This is a genomic window from Providencia sp. PROV116, from assembly GCF_028482485.1.
In the GTDB taxonomy this organism is placed as follows: domain Bacteria; phylum Pseudomonadota; class Gammaproteobacteria; order Enterobacterales; family Enterobacteriaceae; genus Providencia; species Providencia rettgeri.
Genome location: NZ_JAMPQO010000008.1, coordinates 34122 through 60794 on the forward strand (window position 1 = coordinate 34122; position 26673 = coordinate 60794).

At 40.3% G+C, this 26673-nt stretch carries 19 protein-coding genes and 1 pseudogene; 7 read left to right on the forward strand and 13 right to left on the reverse strand.

The window, feature by feature from the left end:
• Positions 1 to 6: 6 nt before the first annotated feature.
• The 5 genes from PSE72_RS06540 to PSE72_RS06560 form a co-directional block, all read right to left on the reverse strand.
• Positions 7 to 573, reverse strand: coding sequence for a (2Fe-2S)-binding protein (locus tag PSE72_RS06540; protein WP_004260707.1), 567 nt, complete (start codon positions 571 to 573; stop codon positions 7 to 9).
• Entirely contained in the window at positions 570 to 3488 is a 2919-nt protein-coding gene (locus PSE72_RS06545) for a xanthine dehydrogenase family protein molybdopterin-binding subunit (protein WP_115166762.1), read from the reverse strand. The genes PSE72_RS06540 and PSE72_RS06545 overlap by 4 nt, the downstream gene beginning before the upstream one ends.
• A 427-nt stretch (positions 3489 to 3915) precedes the next feature.
• The gene (locus PSE72_RS06550; protein ID WP_115166763.1) at positions 3916 to 5151 is read right to left on the reverse strand and encodes a c-type cytochrome; all 1236 of its coding nucleotides are present in this window, start codon (positions 5149 to 5151) and stop codon (positions 3916 to 3918) included.
• The gene (locus PSE72_RS06555) at positions 5148 to 5699 is read right to left on the reverse strand and encodes a (2Fe-2S)-binding protein (RefSeq protein ID WP_109912018.1); all 552 of its coding nucleotides are present in this window, start codon (positions 5697 to 5699) and stop codon (positions 5148 to 5150) included. Before PSE72_RS06555 ends, PSE72_RS06550 begins: the two co-directional genes overlap by 4 nt.
• Entirely contained in the window at positions 5696 to 8491 is a 2796-nt protein-coding gene (locus tag PSE72_RS06560; protein WP_004913845.1) for a xanthine dehydrogenase family protein molybdopterin-binding subunit, read from the reverse strand. Before PSE72_RS06560 ends, PSE72_RS06555 begins: the two co-directional genes overlap by 4 nt.
• A gap of 195 nt (positions 8492 to 8686) precedes the next feature.
• On the opposite strand from PSE72_RS06560, the gene PSE72_RS06565 reads away from it, so the two are divergent.
• Entirely contained in the window at positions 8687 to 9250 is a 564-nt protein-coding gene (locus PSE72_RS06565) for a nucleotidyltransferase family protein (RefSeq protein ID WP_004913840.1), read from the forward strand.
• A gap of 9 nt (positions 9251 to 9259) precedes the next feature.
• Positions 9260 to 10270 (forward strand): XdhC family protein, encoded by a 1011-nt coding sequence (locus PSE72_RS06570; protein WP_109912020.1) that lies wholly within the window; start codon positions 9260 to 9262, stop codon positions 10268 to 10270.
• 69 nt (positions 10271 to 10339) lie between these two features.
• Here the strand turns inward: PSE72_RS06570 and PSE72_RS06575 are convergent, their stop codons facing one another.
• The 5 genes from PSE72_RS06575 to gltS all read right to left on the reverse strand — a co-directional run bounded on the left by PSE72_RS06575 (position 10340) and on the right by gltS (position 16218).
• The gene (locus PSE72_RS06575) at positions 10340 to 12001 is read right to left on the reverse strand and encodes an alpha-keto acid decarboxylase family protein (protein ID WP_115166764.1); all 1662 of its coding nucleotides are present in this window, start codon (positions 11999 to 12001) and stop codon (positions 10340 to 10342) included.
• Between the two features lie 237 nt (positions 12002 to 12238).
• Positions 12239 to 12592 (reverse strand): RidA family protein, encoded by a 354-nt coding sequence (locus PSE72_RS06580; RefSeq protein WP_115166765.1) that lies wholly within the window; start codon positions 12590 to 12592, stop codon positions 12239 to 12241.
• Positions 12593 to 12594: 2 nt separating this feature from the next.
• Positions 12595 to 13836 (reverse strand): D-amino acid dehydrogenase, encoded by a 1242-nt coding sequence (locus PSE72_RS06585; RefSeq protein WP_198641358.1) that lies wholly within the window; start codon positions 13834 to 13836, stop codon positions 12595 to 12597.
• Between the two features lie 56 nt (positions 13837 to 13892).
• Positions 13893 to 14801, reverse strand: coding sequence for a LysR family transcriptional regulator (locus PSE72_RS06590; RefSeq protein ID WP_102140089.1), 909 nt, complete (start codon positions 14799 to 14801; stop codon positions 13893 to 13895).
• Between the two features lie 211 nt (positions 14802 to 15012).
• Positions 15013 to 16218 (reverse strand): sodium/glutamate symporter, encoded by a 1206-nt coding sequence (gltS, locus tag PSE72_RS06595; RefSeq protein ID WP_004913824.1) that lies wholly within the window; start codon positions 16216 to 16218, stop codon positions 15013 to 15015.
• A gap of 857 nt (positions 16219 to 17075) precedes the next feature.
• Between gltS and mdlC the strand changes: the two genes are divergently transcribed.
• Both mdlC and PSE72_RS06605 read left to right on the forward strand, forming a co-directional pair.
• Positions 17076 to 18704 carry a benzoylformate decarboxylase gene (gene mdlC, locus PSE72_RS06600; RefSeq protein WP_115166767.1) on the forward strand — a complete coding sequence of 543 codons (1629 nt, stop codon included), beginning with the start codon at positions 17076 to 17078 and terminating at the stop codon, positions 18702 to 18704.
• Positions 18705 to 18752: 48 nt separating this feature from the next.
• Positions 18753 to 18926, forward strand: a pseudogene (locus PSE72_RS06605) (aminoglycoside adenylyltransferase domain-containing protein); the annotation flags it as partial.
• 158 nt (positions 18927 to 19084) lie between these two features.
• Here PSE72_RS06605 and PSE72_RS06610 read toward each other — a convergent pair.
• Together PSE72_RS06610 and PSE72_RS06615 are read right to left on the reverse strand one after the other, a co-directional pair.
• The gene (locus tag PSE72_RS06610) at positions 19085 to 20428 is read right to left on the reverse strand and encodes an NCS2 family permease (protein WP_004913815.1); all 1344 of its coding nucleotides are present in this window, start codon (positions 20426 to 20428) and stop codon (positions 19085 to 19087) included.
• Positions 20429 to 20460: 32 nt separating this feature from the next.
• Positions 20461 to 22236 carry an adenine deaminase gene (locus PSE72_RS06615; protein WP_272690929.1) on the reverse strand — a complete coding sequence of 592 codons (1776 nt, stop codon included), beginning with the start codon at positions 22234 to 22236 and terminating at the stop codon, positions 20461 to 20463.
• A gap of 144 nt (positions 22237 to 22380) precedes the next feature.
• Here PSE72_RS06615 and PSE72_RS06620 point away from each other — a divergent pair, with 144 nt between their 5' ends.
• The 3 genes from PSE72_RS06620 to PSE72_RS06630 all read left to right on the forward strand — a co-directional run bounded on the left by PSE72_RS06620 (position 22381) and on the right by PSE72_RS06630 (position 25283).
• Positions 22381 to 23307, forward strand: a complete 927-nt coding sequence (locus PSE72_RS06620) for a LysR family transcriptional regulator (RefSeq protein WP_109912026.1) — start codon at positions 22381 to 22383, stop codon at positions 23305 to 23307.
• Positions 23308 to 23471: 164 nt separating this feature from the next.
• Positions 23472 to 24368, forward strand: a complete 897-nt coding sequence (locus tag PSE72_RS06625; RefSeq protein ID WP_115166769.1) for a hypothetical protein — start codon at positions 23472 to 23474, stop codon at positions 24366 to 24368.
• 180 nt (positions 24369 to 24548) lie between these two features.
• Positions 24549 to 25283 carry a vWA domain-containing protein gene (locus tag PSE72_RS06630; RefSeq protein ID WP_198641362.1) on the forward strand — a complete coding sequence of 245 codons (735 nt, stop codon included), beginning with the start codon at positions 24549 to 24551 and terminating at the stop codon, positions 25281 to 25283.
• 112 nt (positions 25284 to 25395) lie between these two features.
• Here PSE72_RS06630 and efeB read toward each other — a convergent pair whose 3' ends face one another.
• Positions 25396 to 26670 (reverse strand): iron uptake transporter deferrochelatase/peroxidase subunit, encoded by a 1275-nt coding sequence (gene efeB, locus PSE72_RS06635; protein ID WP_272690930.1) that lies wholly within the window; start codon positions 26668 to 26670, stop codon positions 25396 to 25398.
• Positions 26671 to 26673: the final 3 nt, after the last annotated feature.

The following is a 26673-nucleotide window of genomic DNA, read 5'->3' on the forward strand; positions in this document are numbered from 1 at the left end:
TTCTCCCTAGTCGATCACGCAGCCGGGAGTGTCGAGAGCGACTTTCCTCACAGCTTCATAATAGCGTACATAACCTGTACAACGGCAAATATGCTCATTGAGGGCTTCTTCAATCGCATGTTCGAGTTGGTCTCGCTTCACTGGGTTTTTCTTCAGTTTATCAAGAAATACTGTCGCACCTGTGACGAAACCGGGAGCACAATAGCCACACTGGAATGAAAAGTTTTCGATGAAAGCTTGTTGAATTGGCGTTAACTCAACGACTTTGCCTTGTTCATCCAGTTTGGCTTGCCCTTCGATGGTAACAATATTTTTATTGTTGAAATAATGGGCACCAAAAATACAAGTGCGACTTTCAACCGTTGTGCCATCGGGCTGAATTTCCATAATGGTGCAAGCATGGCAGATCCCTTGGCCGCAACCAAAGTGAGTGCCGGTGAGGTCAAGGTATTCATGTAGAAACTCAATCATTGGCATCCCAACAGGGACATCAATAGGACCAATTTTTTGGCCGTTAATAGTCAGTGTGAGTGGCTTGCGCTCAATAATCGGAACGGCATTGTTGATTTTCATGAGAGTGCCTTTTTAATTTTATCTACCGTAATAGGGAATTCATAGAAACGCTTGCCTGTCGCATGGGTTAATGCGTTACTCGTCGCAGGTAAGATTGGGATCATGCCCAGTTCAGCCATGCCTTTTGGTGGTGAAGTTTCTGATAGCGGAGGTAAGTAATCAATGGTTTGCTGCCAAACCGCAACATCTTTTGCTCGCGGCAGGACATAGCGATTAAAGTTCCATGTTCCGTTACCTGGCCCATCTTCATACAGTGGTAATTCTTCCATCAATGCGTGGCCAATACCCATCGCGGTCCCCCCTTGAATTTGGCCTGAAACCAATTCAGGGACAATCATCGTACCGGGGTCCATAATCATATGATGGCGCATGACATCGACCTCACCCGTCATGGTGTTGACATTGAGCTCGACTAGGCAAGAAGCGGGTGTGACCGTTGTTGGGTCCGCTTTTGCGCGTTGTGTTGGTGGGTAATAGGCAATTTTACGTTTAATAAAATGGTAACCGCCAGTGGTCATCTGTTTTTTCAGTTCCTGCGGCGCACCGTCACCATAACGAACGGATATTGCATCAAGAGGGAGGTTTTTCAAACCGACAGTTGGGATATCGAACTCTGCGCGAGCCCACTGCCAGCTTGAATAGCCATGAACAGCAACCCCGGTGATGAGTCCCATCTCATGGGCTCTTTTGGCTAAAATGTCAAAAGGAATGGGTTTCATTCCGCCGCCACCAATACCATCTGGCCCGACACGAATGTCTGCAAATTCAACATTTAAGCCGTTGAAAGCACCGCCACCAGGGCCTTCGCTCCAAATGCTTTTGGCTGCAGGCCATAGGGTATTTTCCAATAAGAAATGGCCCGCTTGGCGTGTACCAAACCCAATATAATAAACACCACTCGATGAACTCATGTCAGGGATCAGAGCAGGTGTCCAATAGGGATCCGTTTTTGACAGTTCGTCTTGTTTTTTCTGGTCTGCCCAACTGGTTTTGAGTGGCAGTTCTGCAAATTCAGTGACCCCAAACTCAACCACATCAGGGGCTTTGCTGAGTGCTTGCCACACCATCACTTGCTGTGCGGTTGTACCACCTGTACCAATCTCTTGCATGCAATGGCGCATAGTGAGTTTACCATTGGTATCAAATTCAAGAGAAAGAATCGTTGGAACACCGCTAGAACCATAAACTTGCTGCACTTGTGCAAAGCCAACGCCGTATAACTTACCGGGGTTTTTCGCTTCATAATCGACTTTGTTTTTCTCACGATCGACCCAAATTGGGTGTTTTTCCGCAAGATTTAACATTTCGACATTGCGTGGGTCACCGGCTATTACACCCCCTTGTGTATTCGGGTAACCTTCTAAAATGGCATTACGGCGGCGCAGTTCAATCGGGTCAATATTGAGGTTATGAGCGATTTCATCGACCATCAATTCAGTGACTGCCATCGATTGTAAGGAACCAAAGCCACGCATTGAGCCCGCTTCGACAGCCGGAGTGGCCATGGCGAGAGCGGTAAGGTCAGATTTAGGGAAATAATAAATAGATTGGGCGCCACGTACCGCAACGTGTGATACGGCAACGGAGAGGTTTTCACGGCCGCCACCATTACAGTTATAAGTGCCTTTTAATACATCAAATTTACCCGTTTTTTTATCACCAATGATGGTGACATCCATTTCAATGGAGTGGCGTTTCATTCCCATCTGGAATTGTTCATAACGGTCATTTGCCATGCGAACAGGCAAGCCATCAGCGTAGAAACTGGCGACCATGGAATAGAAAGGAAAAACCGAATAATCTTTTGAGCCATAACCGACGGTCGAACCAGTTAATAGCACAATGTTCTCGACGGAAAAATGTTTGTTGTGCTTCGATAACTCAGCAGCGGCGTTGACGACGCCTGCAGGAGACTGTGTCGCGGTTAAGATATGCAGTGTTTTGGTTTGAGCGTCATACCAAGTATTACAGTTATCAGGCTCCATTGCACAAGGGTCAATGGATTGTGAAAAACCATGGCGCTCAATCACAAACTTATCGGGATCCTGACGAGCGGCTGCGATTTCTTGCTCAATTTGTCGTGCGTAATCCATCGCTTTTTCTTGTTTATCAGGACTTTTTTCTGCCTGATGAAGGGCTTGAATAAAACCACCACCACGATCTTTACGGATCACTGGCGGAATAGAAATGGCGTGTTTTGGGTCATAAGGTGGCCAAATAGGCGTATTGCCATCGAATCCGCCTTTAATACCTGAATCTTGATAAGGGGAAAAGATAGAAGGCGAAAGTGGGGTGTCACCACCAATACGCACATATCGCGCTGCACCGTAGTTAGCGGGCGGTTTTGGCCCTGTCACCGTTCCATATTTTACGGTATTTGTCGCAAAGCGTAACATCCGCTGCGCTGCACTGTATTTATCGAAATCATGATAAATCAAGATAGCAACTGGGTGGCCAATAATTGGCGGGGTATCCCCTAGAGGCACTAGAATATTAGTGCCATAGAAGCCTTTTCCCATACTGGTGTCTTGAGGGATATTTAAGCCATCACGGATAAGGTCTTCTTGTAAAACAACTTTATCAGGCTGTAAATTTGGACCTAACATTGAAATATCAATGCCTTCAAAGGTTTTATCTGCCTCTGTTGCTTTTAACATAAAGGCATAGCTTTGTTTTTTAGGCCAGCCAGGGATGTCTTTAGCGCGGTAATCACGAGCAAAATTTTTACGGCCAGTGACCTTTTCAACGCCATCCCAGCGAAAACGTGCTTTACCATTTTGACCAATCCAATCAGTTGATGGAGAGTCAGAATCGAGCTCCATTGCTATCGCAAAAGGGAGTTTGCCGACCATCACTGCAATGCCCGCAATAGTGCCTAATTTGATAAAATTGCGTCTAGATATATGTCCCGACATAGTGTGCTCCCTGATTATATTTTTAGGGTTTTTTATTATGAACAATGGAGATAAATAATACTTTTTAGCCATGCACTGTAAGATTGTTTTATTTCGATTAAATTGGCTCACAATTCGATGACTAATATCAGATAGCTCAGTAAGTTACATAAATAGTATGGGTATCTGTATTGATATATCAAGAACGAGTAAAGGGATTTAGACAAGAAAGTGAATAATACTGTTGGAGTCATCTTAATATGACAGTATTGAATAAAATAACTGAGTTTTATTCAAATGTAATTTATTTAAATGATAGTAGTTCTTATTAATGAATAATTAAATCAATATGTATTTTATTATATAAAGCATATTATTATATGGACATTAATTAGAGAATTATCTGGCTCGTTAAATATTAACAAGCCAGATAGTTCATTTTTCGTCATTATTGACGCAAAGATTTAATCTGCTCTGGGGTGACATCCGCAGGTTGTCCTCCCCATTGAACGCGAAGGAAGTTCACTAAGTCGCTAATTTGTTGGTCATTTAGCTTATTGGCAAACCCGGGCATACTTTGCATGTTTTGGTTATTAGGGAATGGTTGTTCAGGCAAACCATCTAAAATCGCATTAATTAGGTTAGTGCTATCCGCATCACGCAATGTCGAATTTCCTTTCATTGCCACCGCCACATTCGGTTTACCACTGCCATCATAGGAGTGGCAACCTGAGCAGGTTTCTAAATAAATTTGGCGTCCTTGAGCGTTACCTTCCCCCATTCTTAATGGCGAAGTTGCTGGTGGGTTATCGCCCATTAAATAGGTGGCTATAGCGCTATTATCCTCTGGGGTTAAATGTTGTGAACTCAGATAAATTACAGGGTGCATATCACTGTAGGCGGAACCTTGTGGTGCGAGCCCAGTCATGAAAAACTGCTGTAAATCTTCTTTTGTCCATCCTCGTTCTGCAAGCGCTTTTGGGGTAATATCCGGCGCCACAAAACGACCTAAAGCACCGCCTTGCATAAAGTTATCTAAATCCATTTCACCCAGTTTTCCTCTTGGCGTATGGCATTCAGCACAATGCTCTAATACGTTAACTAAATACCGACCACGTAACCATTCAGGAGAGCTACCTTGTGAGCTATTTGGGAGTGGTTTATCATTAAAAAACAATAAATTCCAGCCAATCATGGCCATACGTTGGTTTAGTGGGAATGGCAATGAATTTTCAGGTGGTGCGACATCAACCGCTGGTTGGCTCATCAAATAACTGTAAATAGCGTCAGAATCTTCACGAGTGATCCCTTTGTAAGACGTATAAGGCATTGCCGGATAAAGATTTTTACTCGGTGGAGAGATACCTTGGGTCAGTGCTTTATAAAAATCATCTTTTGTCCAGCGACCGATACCAAAGTCGGCTGAAGGGGTTAAGTTACTGCTGTAGATAGTACCAAATGGGGTATCGAGTGGAAAACCACCGGCTAATGGCGCGCCATCAGCACTGGTGTGGCACGCAGCGCAGTCACTGGCAAGGGTGAGATAACGGCCTCGCTCAATTTCCTGAGATGTTGCTGTCACTTTTTGTACCGGACCATCTAAGGTACGGCTTTCATACCAATACAGCACCGCCCAAACGATGATAGCGATGGCTATCAACCATAAAATAATTCGTTTGATCATTTTATTGCCTCCTTGATAAGACCAGGAGTCGCCAGAACAACGTCACGTACCGCTTCATAATAGCGTACATAGCCTGTGCAGCGGCAAATATGGTTATTTAGGGCTTGCTTGATAGCATCTTCTAAGTCCGCTTCTGCAATGGGGTTTCGCTGAAGTTCTTCAATAAACACGGTAGCCGCATTCACAAACCCTGGGGTACAGTAGCCACACTGAAAACTAAAATGTTCAACAAAAGCTTGCTGAACTGGGGATAATTTTACTTCCCCGTTTTCTTCTTTGGTGGCAGCCCCTTCGATAGTTCGAATACTTTTATTATTGAAAAAATGCGCGCCAGTAATACAGGTGCGGATCTCTTCGCTGGTACCGGATGGGTTATCTAAGATAACGACGCAAGCATGGCAGATCCCTTGGCCACAGCCTAGACGAGAACCCGTTAGGTCAACATATTCATGAAGGAAGTCGATCATCATGAGGCCTTCAGGCACGTCCATTGGTCCATACTGTTGGCCATTAATGGTTAAAGTGAGGGGAAGGAAATTTAGGCTCATGATATTACCTCTAAAATGTCTTTTGCGCGTACAGGCAAATGCAAGAAATGATGACCAGTTGCATCTGCAATGGCATTGACGATGGATGAAACCACCGGGATCATAACAACCTCAGCAACGCCTTTTGGCGGGTCTGTATCCGAAAGTCCTGGTAGGACTTCATTGGTTTGCTGCCAAACGGCAACGTCGCTGGCTAGAGGGAGATGATAACGGTTGAAGTTCCACGTCCCATTACCGGGACCATCTTCGTAGAGAGGTAAATATTCATGGAGGGCATGACCTATCCCCATTGCTAAACCACCTTGAATTTGCCCTGAAACCAGTTGTGGCACGATAAGATTACCGCACTCCACTACGCTATGGTGATTCAGCAATTCGACTTGTCCAGTTGCCTTATCAATGGATAGTTCACTCACGGTAGCGACTGCACTGTAGTAAGTGACTCCGGCATTATTTCTTTGGGTATCAGGGTAATAGGCTTTTTCACGGTGGCAAACTTGGTATTCTTTATCGGCAAATCGTAGTGATAGCCCGTCAATCGGTAAACGGCGAGTTTCACCTTGAATAGGGAAATCGGCTTCAGCCCATTGCCAGCGGTTAAATACGTGGCACACTGCGCCAGTTACCCCGCCCATTGCAAAAGTACGTTCAATTAAGCGCGGTAAGCTAAGCACCTCAAGCCCATCAGCCGTTAAGCCTTCAGCAACCCAACGTGCATCTTCACGGCGAACAACTAGAGGGGCAGCTTGTCCGCCACCAATGCCTTCTTGCCAAATTGACATGGCAGCGGGCCATAACCCATGCTCAAATATAAGGCGTGCGGCTGCGTCTGTACTGTGAGTGAAATAATAGGCTGAATTACTGGCGCTTGCCGGTGAGCAGTAATTCGGTGTCCATAATGGGTTTTGCGCGAGGTGGTTTTGCTCATCTTGTGACATGGCAAACGGGTTACCTGTCGACACCATAGGTAAAATTGACCAATCTACAACCGAAAAATGAGCTTGTTCCGCAGGTTTTCCTAACCATTTAGCGCAAACCACCGATTGGGACGTGGACATGCCCGTACCAATTTCTGCACCACTATGGTAAATAGCAATTTTACCCTCAGGGGTAAGTTCTACACGAGCAAAGGAGGATTCCGCACCTGTCCCGAAGTCTTTTTGCACACAAGAAATCCCAGTACCGAATAGTTTACCGCTATTTTTTGCTTCAAAATCAGCTTTACGCTTGGTTCTGTCAGTCCACATTGGATGGGCAGCGCAGCGGGTTAACACTTCATCGGCACGAATTGCACCGCCAGGGATTGCCCCTTGGGTATTTTTCATCCCAGACTTTATGATATTTTTAAGACGGAACTCAATGGGGTCGGCTTTGAGTAGTTTTGCAGCTTCTTCCATCAACATATCGGTTGCTGCCATGGCTTGTAAGGTGCCATAACCGCGGGCTGAACCCGCATCCACGGCTCGTGATGCAATACCGACCGCAGATAAATCACTACGCGGAATGTAATAGATAGCTTGGGCGCCTGTTGCGCCAACCATGACAACGGAAGGTGTGAAATTACAGCGACCACCGCCATCACCAATAAAAGACGCTGAAAGGGCTTCGATTTTCTGTGTTTTCTTATTCACCGCTAAGGTGTAATCCATATCAAAAGCATGGCGTTTGATGGTGGATTGAAATTGTTCATAGCGGTCATTAGCCAGACGAATAGGAACTCCGTCACCATATAACGTTGCCATCGCACCATAATACGGGAATGGGGTATGGTCTTTAGAACCATAACCAACGGTAAAACAAGGGTGTAGGAAAATTTGTTTAATTGGGAAATGCGATTTTGCCAGCATCTCGGGTAATGATTCCGCCACTTCCTGAGGGGACTGCGTAGGAATAACCAGATGGAATGACTGTGTTTTAGCGTCGTACCAACCGTTAGCGTTATCAGGCTCTAAGGCAGCAGTATCAATCGATTGAGAAAAGTATTTTCGTTTGATTACGAGCCAGTCTTCTGGCGGATTTTCCAACTGTTTGGCGAGTTCATCAGCATATAGCATGCCTTGTTGATCTAATTTCCCACCTTCACGGCCTTCTGGCCAAACGGGCAAGTGTTTTTTCATGCCAATAGGGGAGATTGGCATATCTTTTAGGCTTGAGTAAATATCAGGATCATAAGGATTTTCACTGCCAATTCGCACGCCACGGTAGCTTCCCCATGGGTCCCGTTCCAGTGGGCCGGTAAATGCACCGTATTGGATAACATCGTCACGGAATTTTAGGGTTTCTTTGGCAAAGCGGAATTTAGCAAAATCATGGTAAATCAATAATGCAACGGCTTGGCCAAGGTAAGCGGGGGTTTTCCCTTCCGGAAGCAATAAATCATCGCCATAAAATTCAGGGAAAGCGACACCATCTTTTTCTAAGTCGCTCGCGGTTACGATGCGGTCAGGCATGAGGCCATCTTTCAGCAGATCAAGATTAAAGCCTTGGTAAATTTTATCGGCTTGAGTTACGCGTAGTAAAAATGCATGACCTTGCTGTTTTGGCCAGTGAGGAATATCGCGTGCGCGAATGTCTCTGGCAAAGACTTTCTCCCCTTGGACTTTGGCAAACCCATCAATACGAAATTTGATTTGTTTATCGACTGGATTCCAGTCAGGAGATTGAAGGATTTTTTCTTCGAATAGCACATCAAAAGCACGGCTATACAAAGGGGCTAAATAAACAGATATTCCCGCTATAACGGCACATTTTAGAAAGTGTCTGCGGGAGAGTTCGACATTGCTTTTGCTCATAATACACCCTTACACTTATTTTTATTACATCGGTATTTTTATTTTTATAGTCATATCGAAAAAATTATTTGTATCACGTTAATATTATACTTCTCTTAATAATTTTCAAATTAATGATAGGTAGTTCTTGTGATCTTACTGAATATACTTTATTTATGAGATACGCAATCAGTATATCGATTTAGAATAAAAACCATGAATATTTGTATTTTGATATTGGCAGCAGGAAAAAGTGAGCGTTTTCAAAACGCTGGAGGTAAAGGCAGTAAATTAAATTTTGGGCTAGGGAAAAGCACGGTATTTGAAAAAACACTTTTTAATTCAATAGATAGCGGAATTCCTATTCATGTAGTAACTCGGCCTGAGAATGAAGGCGTCATTAATAATTGTTTACAATTTAATATTCCATACTCATTGATAAATAGTACTGGGTTAGGTGATTCAATCGCATTTGGTGTTAAAAATACTTCAAATTTAGATGGGTGGATAATTCATTTAGCAGATATGCCATACATCAATAGTAGATTATTTATACGTATAGCAAATGAATTAAAACAACATACGTTAGTACGGCCAGTATATAATAGTTTACCGGGGCATCCAGTGGGAATATCTGCAAAATATTATTCAGATTTAATTAAATTGTCCGGCGATGAAGGGGCAAAATCAATATTACAGGATAATTTTGTCTATAAACTGGACATAAATGATGAAAATGTTGTGAAAGATATTGATTATCCAAGTGTTGATAACGAATAAGGGATGAATATGTTGCGTGAAGATGTTTTTGTTATCTCTCAAGCCGTTGCTTGGATAAAAGAGCAACCAATTTGGTTATGTACCGTATTAAATACCTATGGTTCTTCGCCGAGAAGCCCGGGTTCTTTGTTGGTTGCAAAACAGGACGGTCAATATATAGGTTCACTTTCTGGTGGATGTATTGAAGAGGATTTTATTCAGCGCATAAAAAATAATAATTATGTGAGTAGTAGCCAAGTTGTTCGCTATGGAAGAGGCGGGATTGAGACTAAAGTTAATTTACCGTGTGATGGTAGTTTAGATGTTTTGATTGAATATCTACCAAATAATGAAAAATCACTTAATTATCTCGTTGAGATCCAAAATGCGTTATTAGGTTATTCTGCCATTATCAAAAAAGTTCTATTGCCGCAGAGTGGTGAAATTCATATAGCTAATAAGTCAGAACAACCAACACAGATAGAACGTGATGGCGATAAAATTCAGTTATACATTGCGGCTCCTCCTCGCCTAATCATTGCAGGTATTTCCACTGTGGGGGCTTATTGCGCTAATTTTGCGTTAACATTGGGTTTTGAGGTCATTATTTGCGATCACCGAGAAGAAGAAATAGCGCGGTTTGCACCACAAATTCCATCTCAAGTTGAGGTTATTTCTTTATTTCCCGCCCGCTATTTAGAAGAACAGGGGTGCTCTCCAAATACTGCCATTGTTTCCTTAACCCATGATCCCCGTATTGATGATTTAACACTGATGGAGTCGGTTAATACAGATGCTTTTTACATTGGTGCAATGGGGTCAGTAAGAACTAGTGCTCGCCGTCGTGAACGGCTTATAGCATCCGGTGGGATGACGGAAGAGGAAATAGAACGCATTCATGCTCCGATTGGTATTCCAATTGGTAGTAAAACACCGCCAGAAATTGCTTTAGCGATAATGGCCGACATTGTTGCTTATAAAAATGGCGTGATCTCATCAGAGATCACATGTAAAACGAAAAAGTTAGTGAGTATAAATTAAATACAATGTAATTTTATTTCTAATAGCTCACGCCATTTTAGATGGCGGAGCTAGCTACAAACAATATAGTTAGTATGTAGAAGTAATAGCTTCTCCCATTTTTACTAAATACTTTGATGCGTCATACCTGTCTGTCATTATTTCAATGTAAGCTGCGCTATCGAGAGTTTCAATATGTTGTAAGGCATCATTGAGTTCATCGCAGGTTGCTACTTTTTGGCAATACCAATCATCGCACCCAAATGCCGAAGGCAGTTGTGCATAATTCCATTGAGTAACATCGTTATAATAATATTCAGGTTCTTTACAAAATAGTCGTTCGATAAGGTAGCCGTCGTTATTTAGAACAAAAATAATAGGCTTAAGCCCAAATCGTGAAAATTGACTAATTTCTTGTATTGTTAATTGGTGAGCACCTTCACCAGTTATTAAAATAAGACGGCTGGAGGGAGATGCTAAAGCTGCTCCTAATGCAGCAGGAGTGGCCCAGCCAATTGATCCCCATAAAGATTGAGAATGAAATGATGCCCCCTTAGGTAAAAGTGCAAATGATAAGCCCATGGTAAATGTTCCTGTATCACCAAATATAATATCGTTAGGCTTGAGCATTTTTTCTAAACGAGGGTATAAGAATGTTTCCGTTATTTCTTGTGTTTTTGAACTTATTGGTGTACCAAGTGATTGTGCTTTAGGGTAATTATTATGATAAAAATAATAATTAGAAGTTGATGTCAATTTATCTTTTAACGATGAGATGACATCCTTCATATAAATCTCATCGTAGCGTTGGCCACTAATCACAACGTAATTATCCATAATGTGTATTATGTTTCCCTCTTCAATATTAGAGGTGTAACAAGCAGTATTAAAATCTGACATTATAGTGCCGATATTTAAAACACAATCACAGTTTTCTACAAATGAAGTCACTTGTGGATTGATGAACTCCCCCGCATACATTCCAATATATTGTGTATTAGTTTCATCTAAAACACTCTTATCCATATAAAAGGTTGTATAGGGAATATTGGTTTTTTCGATAATAGTTTGTAAGCTTTTTTGTAATCCTAAACGTAGAGATATTGACCCTGCTAATAAACAGGGTTGCTGGCTATTTATTAATTTATTTAAGATGAGATGGATAATGTTTTTTAGTATTTCTGGATTGGTTTTTGGTATTAATGGAACCATATTATGAGGTGACTTAACTACAGTTTTTACAGCATAATCAGCAGGTAATCCAAAATAAACTGGGCGACGCTCGTGTAAGGCACAAGTGATTAATCGCTCTGTTTCTTCAATACAATTTTCTGGGGTTATAATGGCATGGGCGCAGACAATATGCTGGCTCATTTTATAGAAAACATCATAATCACCATCACCTAAAGAATGATGGTTAATTAGACGTTTTTTCTTTGATTGGCTTGGTGGCATTCCGACAAGATGAAATATCGGTAACCTTTCTGCATAGGAACCCGCTATTGCGTTGAGTGCGCTTAATTCGCCAACGCCAAATGTAGTTGATAATGCAGCGACGCCTTTTATTCGTGCATATCCGTCAGCGGCATAGGCTGCATTAAGTTCGTTACAGTTACCAATCCAACGTTGTTGAGAACTAACACAAATAGCGTCATTAATAGGAAATGAATAATCACCAGGAACACCAAAAATATCTTCAATACCTAAGTCATATAACTTTGATAAAATATAATCAACCACTCTTTCTTTCATTTAATACCTCTTGTAAATTATTTAGTAATAATATTTATGTGTATATTTTAAAGTTCATTGAAATAATATTATTCAAGTGGGTAAAGAGTAAAAGGTTATTAATTATAATAAGATTAATTAATTTTATTAAACTGGTGTTTTTTTAATAATGAGATTTAGGAATAAACAAATAGCAGAGCAAAAAAAAACAGCTGGCCTTATTTTAAGGTTTAACTGCTTTTTAGAATATGCATATAATTAAAATTGAGCCGCAATCACCATAATTTCAACAAGAACTTGCTCACGAGCCATATTTGCTTCAACTGCTGCACGAGCTGGGCTATTTTCCACAGGCATCCAATTTTCCCATACTGCATTAAAGGCCGAGAAATCTCTCGCCATATTTTTAATCCAAACTTGAGCAGATAAAATTTGTGTTTTATTACTGTTGCTGGCTGCTAATAACGTATCAATTTTAGCTAAAACATCTTCAGTTTGCTGGGTAATATCACCTGTTAGGTCATTAGGTACTTGCCCTGATAAATAAACTATCCCTGCATATTCAACACTGTCAGCTAAGCGTGGTTTCGGATTGTTACGTTTGATGGACATGATTACCTCGTTAATCCAGTTAAAGAAATTGGCGTTTTTTGTTCTGTAATTAATTGAGTCAATATTTCCGCACTGCCTGCGGCAAGAGTAAACCCTAAACTGCCATGTCCAACATTAAGCCATAAATTTTTATAGGTTGTTTTTCCTAATATCGGTGGGCCTTTTGGTGTTGAAGGACGTAACCCACACCAGCTTTCAGCATCGTCAATTTTAGGTAGTTCAGGAAAGGTATGTTTAATAATCTTCTTAAGAGCTTGTATTCTATTTTCACGTAAACCATGCTTGTCATAACCAATATCAACCATCGCAGCAATGCGTAATTGCTCATTAAGTTTGGCATAGACAATTTTATTGCCGTAATCAGTCACGTTAATTTTCGGAACAATATGCTCAGCTTGCGGGTATTCGACACTTAGACTATATCCCTTTAACCCTAAAATAGGGACATTAATATTCAGTGGTTTTAATAACTCGCGGCTACCATTACCTGCGCAAACAATAAAATCATCAGCTTGGATAGTTCCCTGGTGAGTGGCTATTCCTGTAATGTCGTTATCTTGTGTAATGAAAGATTCAACACTGTGCTGCAAACAAAGCTTAAATTGCGGTTGCATGAGTAAATATTGCAATAGATTTTTGCAGAATAAATAGCAATCTGCACTCTCATCATCAGGAGCATATATTGCCCCGACTAGTTGAGACTGTATATTTTTTAAAGAAGGCTCTAGTTCAATAATTTCAGTGGGTGTTAATACTTTTTGAAATTGTTTATCAACCGTTTCACTGGCTTTATGAAAACTTTTATTATCACGATGGATAATTAATTTCCCTGATTTTTCCCAAGCAAAATCGGCAATATCACCATTGTTACGCCATTTATTCATTATTTCTTGGCTCAGGAGTGATAAACGTAAAAGATGGGTACCATTAATTTTATTGGTATTACGGTTACAAGCTAATGTAAATTGCGCTAGCCAAGACCACTGTTGTAATGAAGGCGTTATTTTTAAATTTAAGGGGGAGTCATTTTTCCCCATCCAACGTAGGCCTTGTAAAGGAACGCCTGCATCAGCAAGGGGAGAAACATAGCGATAGCTGAGTTGCCCACCGTTAGCAAAACTGGTGTGCATACCGACATCTGTATCTGATTCAACTAATGTTACGGTTTGGCCTGCTTTAATTAATGCATAGGCGGTGCTTAAACCAATCACACCAGCTCCAATAACCACTACATGTTTAGTCATAATAATCCGTAACCTATAATTACCAAGATATTATTATTTAACGGTGAATAAGCTAACTAAACAATTGAGTTTTCATTACTAGAGTATAACTTTTGGTTAACTACTTTGTTTCTTTTCTCAAGTGTGGATGCCAAGGTATTAACATAATTCTGTGCAGCTTTGGTTAATGGTTTATCTGCGCGATGAAAAACGGATACGGCAAGGTGTAAACCTTCTTGTAATGGGTAAATCATCGATTCAGGTAATGTGTGTTCGGCTGAAAAAATATCGGTAATACTGCAACCTAAACCTGCCTGGACAAATTCTGCAGCCATATGATAGGTATGCACACTAATATTCGATTCTGCAAACTCATGACGTTTTTGTAATAGCTGAGATAAAGAATCAGAACCAGGGTGGATCCAACGCTCTTGGTCAATATCAGTGAGCGAGACAGGTGAGTGTAATGGTAATTTGCTATCCACATAAACTAATGGGATATCTGCAATAGGTAAAACGGTAATACCACCTTCAATTTCAAGATTAAAGCCAATACCAATATCGAGATCTTGTTGGGTTAATAACTGCAGAATATCGGTTGTATGATGTGTACCGATCGTAAGTTTGATATTGGGGTGCTTTTTAATAAATTGAGCTGTCACTTCAGGTACTAAGTTTAGCCCTAAGCTAGGTAAGCAACCAATGGCTAATTTGCCTTGCGGATCACGTGATAAGTTTTGCGCTAAAATTCTGAGTTTATCTAAATTATGATAAACTTCCTTCGCTTCTTCAAATAGTAGGTTTGCCTCAGCTGTAGGAATTAACTTCCCCCTTATCCGTTGGAATAATACTAAGCCAAGTTGTTGTTCTGCATGTTTTAAGGCCTTGCTGGCAGCAGGTTGTGAGATATGTAAAACCTCAGCTGCACGAGTTAGAGAACCGCAGGTCATGACCGCATAAAAAATATCGAGATGCCTTAACTTCATTTTCAGAAACCTATTATTTGCCTTTATTCATAGAAACCGACTATTGGTATTAATTCGCATATTCTACCGAAATAATACAAATTAATCTGAACAACTATTCATTTTGTGCTGAAAATGGTGAAAGGAAATTAGGTGGTTTAAATTAAATAGAGATAAAAAGTGAAGGCCAGACTATATACTTGGGTTATAGCCCAGCCTTTATGGTTGTGTACTAGGTAAAATACGTGCCGATTTCGATAAAGATTTTAATTAAGATACTATTTGAAATATCGACAATAAATGCACCCACCATAGGCACCACTAAAAAGGCTTTATGGGAAGGGCTGAATGCTTTAGTGACGGTCTGCATGTTAGCGATAGCGGTTGGTGTTGCACCCATTCCAAATCCACAGTGCCCGGCACTAATAACAACGGCGTCATAATCTTTGCCCATCATTTTAAAGGTAACAAATGTTGCAAATAAAACCATAACCACCGTTTGTACTGCAATAATAATCAGAACAGGGCCTGCCATACTAGCGAGTTGACCGAATTTTAAGGACATTAGCGCCATTGCTAAGAATAATGACAAGGCTACGCTACCTAATACATCAACGGTTGGTTCAAAAACTTCATGTTTAAATATATGTGTTAAGACATTGCGAATAATAATACCGACAAATAAGCACCAAACAAAGGTTGGCAATTGCATGACGGTATCTTTAAAATATTCGCTAATATAGCCACCAACAACAATACAGATAATTAGCATTGAGATGGTTTCAATAACATTATTGGCATTAATTTTACGTTTAACACTCGGTTGTTCGAAAGCTTCAACGATGGTTTCTTTTTCGAGTTCAGTACTTTTAGGGATCGCAACTTTTTTCAATAAATGGCGAGCAACAGGGCCACCAATTAACCCACCGAGGACTAAGCCTAAGGTTGCACACGCCATAGCTAATTCAACAGCACCTGTCACACCATATTTATCAGCTAATATTGGTCCCCAAGCCCCTGCATTACCGTGGCCACCCGTAAGTGTGATTGAACCCGCAATTAAACCAATAAATGGACTTTCATTAAGCATGACAGCCATTCCCATACCAACGGTATTTTGAATAGCAATTAATATAGTCACTGCTATCGTTAATAAGACAAGTGGCTTACCACCTTTTATTAAACGCGAAAAATCTGAGCTTAATCCAATTGATGAAAAGAACGTAATCATCAAAATGCTTTGTAGTGAAGCATCAAAAGTAAATGAATACCCTGCAGTTTTATCAACAATTAATAGAATGATAGCAACAATAAAGCCGCCAACAACGGCTTCAGGGATATGGTTTTTTTGTAGAAAAGGTGTGTATTTGACAACAAACATACCAATCAACAGCGCCAAACAAGCGACTAATAAAGTGTAGCTGGCATCTAGGATCATTATTTTACCTCAAGTTAGTTTACCAGAACTTTCACTGTTGTTATTTAACATTAGCGATAAATTAAGTTACTTTGTGCAACTTTTATTTAACAATGAGTTTTGTTTGGGTATCTATAACTTTTAGTTAACCCTAGCCTGAGTATTAAATGGGTGACAACGAGGTCTTATATGCAAATTTTCTTGGCTAAAAATAGCGAGAGACAGCATGAACAGCAGGTTTTTGTTGAAAGGGATCATTTTGAAGATGGCATGTAAGGATAAAATTGTTTTTTTTGGGAACTCATGTAACTGAAGGCTTATGCTACCAAGTAATTATAAGAAGTGTGATGTACAACATAAAAGAAAATGGACAGATTAGAGTGAAAAATGAGGTAAATAATCCATTATTGGATAATGAGTGAAAATATTGTCTAGCCTATAGATAGGACAATCTTCAGAGATCAGGGGACGGCGTTGCCGTTAGCGTTAAATATACGACCTTTTATCAATAGCAAATCGTTGATGGTTACTTTTGAATATAATAAGTACAAATATAATCATTAAACGCTATTTGATAATTTTGTTTTAGGTTTATATTTGGTTTTTTTTACCATCTTATTGAGATTGTCTAATTTGGATGTTATTTAATAGCTTGTTTTCATAAGTATATTGTCATTACCTTTCTTTTTGAGAAATATAAAAGAAAAATTCACCTGAATATATCGTTAATTAATTTTTTGCTATAGTACCTAATTACAATGGGTTAGATTATATTTTGATTATTTAATAATAAGATGGCATGTAAGTTTAACAGGGTGTTTCAAATCTAAATTTTTTATTTATTAGATAATTTGAAGATTATTTATGGAGTGTTTTAAATGCAAAAAACGATCCGTCAAGTCACCTATGATTTATTACGTAAATTGGGTATTACAACCATTTTTGGCAATCCAGGTTCGACAGAAGAAACATTTTTAAAAGATTTTCCGAGTGATTTTCGTTATATCCAAACATTACAGGAAGCCTCTGCTGTTGCCGCCGCAGATGGTTACGCGCAGGGAATGCGTAAAGTTGCGATGGTGAATGTGCATACTTCCGCAGGGTTAAGTAATGCCATGAGTAATATTTTGACTGCCTATATGAACCGAACACCATTAATTATTACGGCGGGAAATCAAACACGAGAAATGTTATTGATGGAGCCTTGGCTAACCAACATTGAGCCTGAAACGTTGCCAAAACCCTGGGTAAAATGGAGCTATCAACCAGTGCGTGCGGAAGACGTCCCCGCTGCTTTTATGCGAGCGTATGCAATGGCTCTGCAACCACCTGCTGGGCCAGTATTTTTATCTATCCCACTGGATGATTGGGATAAGCCCGCACTAGCACAAGAAGCTGTTGTTCGTTCTGTGCCGCAGCGCATTGGTTATGATCCAGCTCGACTACAAGAGTTTGCTTCAGCACTATCGAATGCGAAGAATCCTGTACTTATTTATGGTTCCGCCATTGCAAGAGGGGAAGGTTGGGATATCGGCATTAAACTTGCTGAAAAATTAAATGCTCCAGTGTGGGCTGCGCCTGCATCTGAACGGCCGCCATTCCCAGAAACTCATCCTCTGTATGCAGGTGGGTTACCTTTTGCGACAAAACCGTTATCTGAAAAACTCGAAGGACATGATTTAGCCATTGTTATTGGAGCTCCTGTATTTAGGTATTACCCTTATGTTGCAGGCAGTTATATCCCTGAAGGACTGAAATTACTACACATTACAGATGACCCAATCGAAGTGGCTAGAGCTCCTATTGGAGATAGCTTGTTAAGTGATGCTGTACTCGCACTAGAAGGGTTAATTAACTTGGTTGCGCCTCGTACTGGGACAAAAACGGTGGAAAAACAACCTCATGGAATGGCACCGTACCCAGCTGCAGCTGAACAAAGCAGTAATAGCCCAACACTGAGTGCAACGCAATTATTTCGCACCTTGAGGGAAGTTTCACCAAAAGAAACCGTCTTGGTGGAAGAGTCCCCTTCAAACCTCGGTGAACTTCATCGTGAATGGCCAATTGAATTTCCTGATTCATTCTATACTTTTGCAAGTGGTTCATTAGGCTGGAATTTACCAGCAAGTGTGGGAATTGCATTAGCCGAAAGGGACAGCGGGCGCCATCGTCCAGTGATGGCAATTATTGGTGATGGCTCTATGCAGTATTCAATTCAAGGCTTATGGAGTGCAGCGCAGCAGAACTTACCTATTGTGTTTATCATTCCAAAAAACAATGAATATGGCATTTTAAAATCATTTGCAGTATTGGAGGAAACACCAGGGGTTCCGGGGCTTGATATTCCAAATTTAGATATCGTGGCTTTAGGAAAAGGATATGGTTGTGCTGCGGTGAGAGCCGAAACGATAGAAGACATTAAGCAAGCCTGTGAAGAGGCATTTAGGCGTAATGGGCCGACAGTGATTGAAGTGCCTATTTTACCGTCAATTCCTCCACTGATTTAACTATGTATCGTTGATTAAATGGCTCCTAATTAGGGGCTATTTACTTCAAAGAGTGAGGCCGCTATTTGGGCAGCTGAATTAATGCCAGTGGAACTGACTTCGATCCTAGTGGTAGCAAAAAACGCCTATTTAACAGGGGATTCTGTTGATTGGGAAAATCAGTTGATGAGTGTCACGCAATGCGCGAATTATTTAGCTGAGCGTATTCGTATTTATTCTTAGGTAGCTTAAATCAATGTGTCTTTTGATGCTTTCTTAATACCAATCAAATGACGTTTGCTTGATGTTTAATGAATCAAAAAGCAAATGGCTTATACTGCATTATTAATTAGAATAGAAAAGCCGACAGTGGAAAAATCGGCTTTTCTGGCACTAATGGTTTAGTGTTTCACTAGTGTTGAGAAATAATAAACAAGAGGTACCGCAAGTATCCACAAGCTAATTGGAATTTCTCTCCACTTGCCAGCAACGGCTTTAATTAAGATATAGAATAACAACCCACCGGCGATACCCGTACCAAAGCTATTAGCGATTAGCGTAATCATCACCATCATTAATACGGGTAAGCCATCGGTAAAATTGCCTAAGTCTACTTTTCGTAAACCACTGAACATATTTAGTCCAATTAAAATCAGAGCAGGAGCCGTGGCTTGTGCTGGGATCATTAATGCGATTGGTGTAAATAACAGCATTAATAAAAACATAAAGGCTGCAGCAAGAGCTGTCATGCCTGTTTTACCTCCAGCCTCTGCCGCCGCTGAGGACTCAATAAGTGCGGTTGCGGCTGGAATACCGACCCATGGGCCTAGTGCTGCAGCAATTGAGTCAACGATAAAGGGACGGTTAATATTGGGCATATTACCTTCTTTATCTAATAAACCAGCTTCTCCGCCAACCGCTAATGTTGTCCCCATGGTTGAGAAAAACTCAGCAGCAAAAAAGACAAATAAGAAAGGAAGAAACGCGATATTTAATGCGCCAATTAAGTCTACATGCCCTAATACAGGAGCTACAGAGTGTGGAATACCAATAAAGCTTTCAGGTAATTTTGTGACACCAAAAGGAATGCCTAAGAGGGTTGCAAATAAAATAGCCCATAAAATTCCGCCCGGTATTTTGCGAGCTTGTAGTGCAATTGCAACGAAAAAGCCAGCAAGTGCAACTAATGCTCCGGGGGAAAGAAAATCACCAAGCATTAATGCATTTGTTTTTGGGTTAGCGAGTACTAATCCTGCATTTCGAAAGCCTAATACGGCAACGAAAAGGCCAATTGATGCAGTTAATCCGAGTTTAATTGATTGTGGGACAGAGCGCGTAACAACTTCACGCAAACCAAATTTAGTTAATAGAAAAAATAAGATCCCTGACCAACAAGCAATGCCGAGCCCTATTTGCCAGTCAATACCTTCACTGCCTGCAAGTGTAATACCGACAAGGACTGAGCCTCCAATACCAGGGCCAACAATAAAAGGTAAGTTTGCATAGAATGCCATTAATAAACTGGCAATGACGAAGACAATAATTGTTCCCGTGGTTGCGGCTCCTTTATCCATCCCTCCAACGGCAAGTAAACCGGGGATCACCACGAGCAAGTAAGCTGCGGCTAAAAAACCGGTCACCCCAGCTAAACACTCTGTTTTTACTGAACTGCCGCGCTCACGTAAAGCAAAGCGCCTTTCTAGCCAACTCCCTGATGTTGGCGTATTTATTGAATTGTCAGCCATTAATTGGCTCTCCTATCATTATTATTAATTTTCTATGCGTGCTTAGCAGTATGGATGACAGCGTCAACGATTTGACGTGTTGTTCCATCCGTTAATCCTAAATCGGTTAAATGTGGGCCTGCATTGCAAGCAAGACAGGTTCCTTCAATAGCCTTAAAGACTCGATAAGGTGGCTCCCAATCAGCGATTTCACTGCTTAATTCACGCAATTGGCGAAATTGAGCAGCCAGCTCAGTTGCGGGTAAATCTGATAGCATACCGGCAATTGGCATAGCGACATGAGCTAAAACCTGACCATTTTGTACTAACGCCATACCTCCGCCACTCTCGATTAATAAATTAGCGGCGATGGCCATATCATCAGGGTCACGACCAAGGACAACGAGGTTATGTGAATCGTGTGAATAGCTAGTCGCAATGGCTCCGCGTAATTCCCCCCAACCCTCAAGTAAGGCTATCTGAGGTAAAGCATCGTGGCGGCCGTGACGGTGTTGAACTCGAATAAGGCTGAAATTATTCGGCACTTGTACCACGCTATTTTTGATTTGTACGTCAATTTCGCCCCATTGGGTAAAACGTGCCCCACGAATATGACGTAAACGCGCACTACCATTATTGATTCCATCAATTTTTAACGTGCAATCATTTGGGGTGATTGGCGAGAGTTGCATGGTGTCTCGCGGTGGTAAAATATCATTATGTGCACTTAATGCATTGATAAGTTGGTTATTTTCTGCAATTTTTTGGCCGGATACATACACGGCTTGTGCTTTCAACGTTTCCAATGAATCGAAGATGACTAAATTTGCTTTTCTCCCTGCAGCAATTAGGCCAAGGTCATGGCGTTGCATGCGTATTGCAGCATTAAATGTAGCAAAGCGTAGTACGTCCGTTGCTGGCATTCCATGCTCAATTAACAGGTTTAATAACGCAATAATGCCACCTTTTTCAATTAATATGTCGGGAGGCACGTCATCCGTGCATACTGTGATTTGTGATGACAAATGCGGTAAGGATTTTAATGTGGCAACAATATCAGGAAGGAGGTAAGGATGTGAGCCACGAATTTGTAATGTAAGGCCCGCACGTAGCTTTTCAAGGGCATCTTCAGCCGAGGTTAACTCGTGATCAGAGGTGACGCCGGCAGCCAGATATGCTTGGAGATCAGCTCCTTTTAAACCTCTTGCATGGCCTTCTATAAGCTTGCCTGATGTAATTCCTGCATTTAGAATTTCTTCCATTCTGTCACTGCCATGGAGCACACCAAACATATCCATGACCTCGGCTACGCCACGAACTTCCGGCCAACTCAGCATGGTTGACATTTCATTCCCAGCAAAGTCTGCTCCAGACATTTCTAAGCCAGGTGTTGATGGCACTGACGAAGGGGCTGCAACCATGACATCTAGCGGTAAATTTCGGCTAGAATCAATAGCATAACGTACACCTTCTAGGCCTAATACATTGGCAAGCTCATGGGGATCCCAAAATACAGCCGTTGTTCCTTGAGCTAGAACTATTTCGGCATAACGTACAGGGGGTAAGTGTGAGCTTTCTAAATGGACATGAGTGTCTATTAAGCCAGGTGAAATGAAATAGCCTGATAAATCATGGGTTTCATTTGCGTCCGTACGGGTTCCAGTAGGATGAACGCTAGCAATTAGGTTGCCGGTGATCCCGATATCTGCAAGGCGAACTTCACCGGTTACCATATCAACAATATTGGCATTAGCGAGTAAAAGGTCAAAAGGCTTTTCGCCTTTAGCAGATTGAATGACGTGACGCCTATTTTGTTCTGTTATGCACATAAAGATACCATTCCTACAATTTATGATTGTTACTTTATGAGCAACGCAAACGTTTGCCAAGATGATAAAATTTATCATGTGATAAGAAATGGTTATAATGAATCGAGATATTGGCTAATCCAATAGAAGTAAAAGAACATTATTATGATAGAACCTTGGCAGAGGCTGCCTGCACTCACGCTCAAACAGCTACAGTATTTTGTGACGTTAGCGAAACTTCGTCATTTTACCGAGACCGCTAATCGTCTAGCGGTAAGTCAACCTGCTTTGAGTAGTGCTTTGCGGCAAATAGAGACGGTTATCGGAGGAAAGCTAATTAATCGCACAGCTTCATCCGTAACATTAACGGAGCTAGGTGCTGCAATTTTGCCACATGCACAGCAAATACTGAGTGTTTCTCATCGCGCATTTAGTGAAATTCAAAAAATAATCGCGGAAGGAGGGGATGGAACATTACGTATTGGCTTAGTTCCTTCCGTAAGTTCTCTGTTATTTCCTGCTGTGCCTGAACTATTAAATCAATATTTTCCGAGGCTTAATATTGAGTTTTATGACCAAACGAATGACGCTTTGATTAATAAACTTATCAATCATGAAATTGATTTCGGTATTGGGGTGTTAGATAGTTCAGTACCTCAGAATTTAGCTATTTTTCCACTACAAGATGACCCTTTTGTGGCTGTTATCCATAATGATGACGCAGTAGCGGATAATAGATTTCATATGCCATGGAAGCTACTCAATAACCGTGATGTGGCTGTATTTTCGAAGGGTAATATTCAACGCTTGGTCGCTGCGACAGTGGAAAGTCACCGTTTAAAATTAAAGATTCGCTATCAAGTGGATTACATTGAAACGCTATATGGCTTAGTTCGCTCAAAACTCGCGATTGCGATTTTACCACAGCTTTATACTGTACATTTACGTGATCCAGAATTGAAAGTTTTACAATTACAACAACCCGAGTTAACTCGTACAGTAGCCTTAATTCGCAATAGCCAACAAACGACGCCGTTAATGGATGAGGTTTTTCAGGTATTGTTAAAAGTATTGCGTGATAATAACGCATAAGTTATATCCATTAAATTGGTAACTACCGCATTTATCGTAAAGTTATTTTATTCGAATAACTGAATAATGGTTTCTAATATCGAAAATAATATTTTAAAGAGCGTCATACAATAGCTCTAATTTTTAGTTAATAAGTCAGGGTTAATGATTTTTGGAATAACATTATGAATACTATACTAAAATATAGCTGTTTTATAACTGTAACTATATTACTTTCCGCTTGTGACGATATGGAACTTTTAAGTGGTAAGGGTAAGTTTTATTATAGTAATCCAAGTACAAACACGATTACGTTTAAGCTAGATGGCAAAGGTTATGATGTTTTACCGGATGATAAAGGCGTTGTTTTACTTTCTAGTGGACCACACCAATTAGTTAGTGGTGAAGGTGACGTGACGGATTTCTTTGTTTTTGAAAATAACTCTGGCGGGATTATTAACCCAAATCATTTTGTTTACTACACCTTGTCTGAAGTTTATGCTGTTGATGGTAAAGAAGATAGGTTTAAACCTGCTAGCTATCCCATTACAATTAATGGGCACGAACTTGAGCTACCGGCCCGCAGTTCTAACGCAACGCTTATTGATGCAAATATATTTAGGTGTAGCTACCCAGTAGGAGAAAGCTTTCCTGACTCAATCACACTCTATGATGATAAGTTAGATGGAAATATTAAATCTAAATGCTTTGATAAACATGAATTAATTGCCTATTTAGATAATGAATATGGGCAAAAATTATTACCGGATCCTGCTAATCATGAAGCTGCAGATTCTATCAATATGGCATTTATATATGAAGTTCCAACTGTTACTTTTGATAATACGGATGTACAGATAAAAGCCGAGAAATTAATTCAGTTAGCTACACGATTAAAAAATACTGATGATGTTGATATCCATAAAGAATTAAACCAAGAATTTCACCATGCTATTACTGCGTTAGTACATGAGCAGGCTCGAAGCGCTTCATCAAACTCTGTTACAGAAAATATAAAGTATAATAATTTTATTCAAGAAATTAATGTAGTAAGAGAACATGGTATTTGGTTAAAACAGTAATTGTTTAAGGGGATATACTACTTATATACTTACTCAGGAAAATTATTTTCAAGTAATAATCTTTGAAATTAATTAAGAAAATGCTTATTAAGTATACAGAGTAATCTTATTTTAAATAACTGATGAAAAAGCGAGATTGGTGCGGTTATATTTATATTAACCACACCAAGGAACTCGGCGATGAATTTATCCATACAATCCGTTTTCACCGTCATATCAGCTGCATTTTTGTTTTTATTTTCCTCTATTGCTAGTAGTACTACTATTATTGATACTAAAAAAGATGCCGATATTTTAGATTTAGTGTTTATTCTAGATAAAAGTGGTTCAATGTCAGGATTCGAAACCGATACAATCGGTGGATATAATAGTGTATTAACTGAAAATAAGGGAAAAAAAGCAAAAACCTACATTACAACTATTTTATTTAATGACAAAACAAGTTTACTTCATAATAGAGAACCCATTGAAAAGGTTTCTAATCTAACACTTGATGATTATCCCGTTGGTGGCTATACCGCATTATTAGATGCGATAGGAGACGGCATTGAAAAAATGCAAGAAAATAGAAAGGTTACAAAAAATAATAATGTTCTTTTTGTGATAATTACAGATGGACAAGAAAATAGTAGCCGTAAATATTCTCAAGCAAAAATTAAAGCCATGATTAAGTCCGCAGAAACAGAAGATAAATGGGATTTTATTTTCTTGGGAGCGAATATTGATGCCATTTCTGAAGCAGAAAATATTGGAATTAAAAGTTCAAATGCCACTGGTTATGTCCAAGATGGGACTGGATACGACAAGGCTTACCGTGCGGTAAATAAAGCGGTGGAAGCTAAACAAAAGTCTGCGCCAATATCAGAGGATTGGAAACAAGAAGTTGAAGCGGATGTGAAGGAACGAAAAAAATAATAATATGTTCAAATCTAGGCAGTATTTTATTATTTAAAATGCCTAATAGTTGATGATAGAGCTGCAAGTAAAGCCCCTATAGCAAAGGTAATAGGGGCTTTTATTCATATCATTATTTAGTTTGCTTTAAGGCTGTAAACATTTTTTCAGCAAGTATGTTTTGTGCCGACTCGATTCCTGGTAATACAAAGTAGTACCCACCACCAAAGGGCTTGATATAGCGTTCAAGCGGTTCACCATTAAGGCGCTTTTGAGTGTCGATAAAGCCTGTTTTTAAATTTTTCTGAAAAGAGACGAAAATCAACCCCATATCGAGAGCCCCTGTTTCGGTTAACCCGAGTGAATAGCTGTAGCTTCTTCGCCTTAGTTTTGCGGTATAACGTTCAGGATTACGGGGGTCTGCACGGCGCATATGGGAATCAAATAAAATACGGTCACCATGAGGGTCTTGGCCAAACTCAGGATCATCGTGCTCCTTTTTCATGCCGATAGGGGCTCCTGAATCTTTATGCCGACCAAAATCATTTTCTTGATCTTCTAATGGCGTTCTATCCCAAAATTCTAAATTAAAGCGAATGAGACGTACTGCTTGGTATGTCCCTCCGTCACACCAAGATGGCTCTTGACTGCCTTTTGTTATCCAAATTAATTCGTTCATCAATAATTTGTCATCAGCGGGCGCATTTCCCGTTCCATCCTTAAAACCAAAAAGATTGATAGGAGTGGAATGGTTATCAATATCTCGTGCCGGTAAGAAGCCGTCGATTTTCCAGAGAGGAAAGCTATATGGAGAAATATGACGCAAAATATCACGTAATGCATAGATAACGCTTTCTTGGCTATTCGCGCATATTTGTAGAAGAAGATCGCCACCATACCATTTCTGCTCTAACCGATCGTTGGGGAAACTGGTCATTTCACTAAGATATTTAGGCTTGATTTTATTTAATCCGAACCGGTTATCAAACAGAGAGTTACCTAAAGCAACGGTGATGGTTAGTGAATCAGGTTGTTGTTGCGTTCCCAGAATACCGGATTCTGCGGGAGGCATTTTATCATTATTGATTGAAGGTGCTTTTTGGGGTTGGGTTAAATCAGCAATGCGTTGGGTCAGTAGAGTAAAAACAGTCTGTAATTCTTCGATGGAATTTGCCGTCATATTAAATGCGATAAAGGAGGCATTTTTGGGTTCAGGCGTCAAAACACCGGCTTGGTGTGGCCCAAGATAATTGATTGCTTTGTCATAAGTGAGTTGGCAATCGGCGATTTTATCTTGTGCTTTTAATGCTGGGGCGGCTAAAACTGCGCTACTAATTGCGAGCATTTTTAGGGCATTACGCCGGGACATTCCGTTGGTTTGCAATATATTTCTCAGTTTAGCTTGCATAAA

What these genes read in the sequence shown, in the direction of transcription:
- PSE72_RS06580 (WP_115166765.1), bottom strand. Translation starts at nt 12,592, where the DNA reads ATGTCCATCAAACGTAACAATCCGAAACCACGCTTAGCTGACAGTGTT.
- PSE72_RS06625 (WP_115166769.1), top strand. Translation starts at nt 23,472, where the DNA reads ATGAATACTATACTAAAATATAGCTGTTTTATAACTGTAACTATATTA.
- gltS (WP_004913824.1), bottom strand. Translation starts at nt 16,218, where the DNA reads ATGATCCTAGATGCCAGCTACACTTTATTAGTCGCTTGTTTGGCGCTG.
- PSE72_RS06540 (WP_004260707.1), bottom strand. Translation starts at nt 573, where the DNA reads ATGAAAATCAACAATGCCGTTCCGATTATTGAGCGCAAGCCACTCACA.
- PSE72_RS06575 (WP_115166764.1), bottom strand. Translation starts at nt 12,001, where the DNA reads ATGAAAGAAAGAGTGGTTGATTATATTTTATCAAAGTTATATGACTTA.
- PSE72_RS06615 (WP_272690929.1), bottom strand. Translation starts at nt 22,236, where the DNA reads ATGTGCATAACAGAACAAAATAGGCGTCACGTCATTCAATCTGCTAAA.
- PSE72_RS06590 (WP_102140089.1), bottom strand. Translation starts at nt 14,801, where the DNA reads ATGAAGTTAAGGCATCTCGATATTTTTTATGCGGTCATGACCTGCGGT.
- PSE72_RS06565 (WP_004913840.1), top strand. Translation starts at nt 8,687, where the DNA reads ATGAATATTTGTATTTTGATATTGGCAGCAGGAAAAAGTGAGCGTTTT.
- PSE72_RS06620 (WP_109912026.1), top strand. Translation starts at nt 22,381, where the DNA reads ATGATAGAACCTTGGCAGAGGCTGCCTGCACTCACGCTCAAACAGCTA.
- PSE72_RS06610 (WP_004913815.1), bottom strand. Translation starts at nt 20,428, where the DNA reads ATGGCTGACAATTCAATAAATACGCCAACATCAGGGAGTTGGCTAGAA.
- PSE72_RS06545 (WP_115166762.1), bottom strand. Translation starts at nt 3,488, where the DNA reads ATGTCGGGACATATATCTAGACGCAATTTTATCAAATTAGGCACTATT.
- PSE72_RS06630 (WP_198641362.1), top strand. Translation starts at nt 24,549, where the DNA reads ATGAATTTATCCATACAATCCGTTTTCACCGTCATATCAGCTGCATTT.
- PSE72_RS06560 (WP_004913845.1), bottom strand. Translation starts at nt 8,491, where the DNA reads ATGAGCAAAAGCAATGTCGAACTCTCCCGCAGACACTTTCTAAAATGT.
- PSE72_RS06585 (WP_198641358.1), bottom strand. Translation starts at nt 13,836, where the DNA reads ATGACTAAACATGTAGTGGTTATTGGAGCTGGTGTGATTGGTTTAAGC.
- mdlC (WP_115166767.1), top strand. Translation starts at nt 17,076, where the DNA reads ATGCAAAAAACGATCCGTCAAGTCACCTATGATTTATTACGTAAATTG.
- efeB (WP_272690930.1), bottom strand. Translation starts at nt 26,670, where the DNA reads ATGCAAGCTAAACTGAGAAATATATTGCAAACCAACGGAATGTCCCGG.
- PSE72_RS06550 (WP_115166763.1), bottom strand. Translation starts at nt 5,151, where the DNA reads ATGATCAAACGAATTATTTTATGGTTGATAGCCATCGCTATCATCGTT.
- PSE72_RS06555 (WP_109912018.1), bottom strand. Translation starts at nt 5,699, where the DNA reads ATGAGCCTAAATTTCCTTCCCCTCACTTTAACCATTAATGGCCAACAG.
- PSE72_RS06570 (WP_109912020.1), top strand. Translation starts at nt 9,260, where the DNA reads ATGTTGCGTGAAGATGTTTTTGTTATCTCTCAAGCCGTTGCTTGGATA.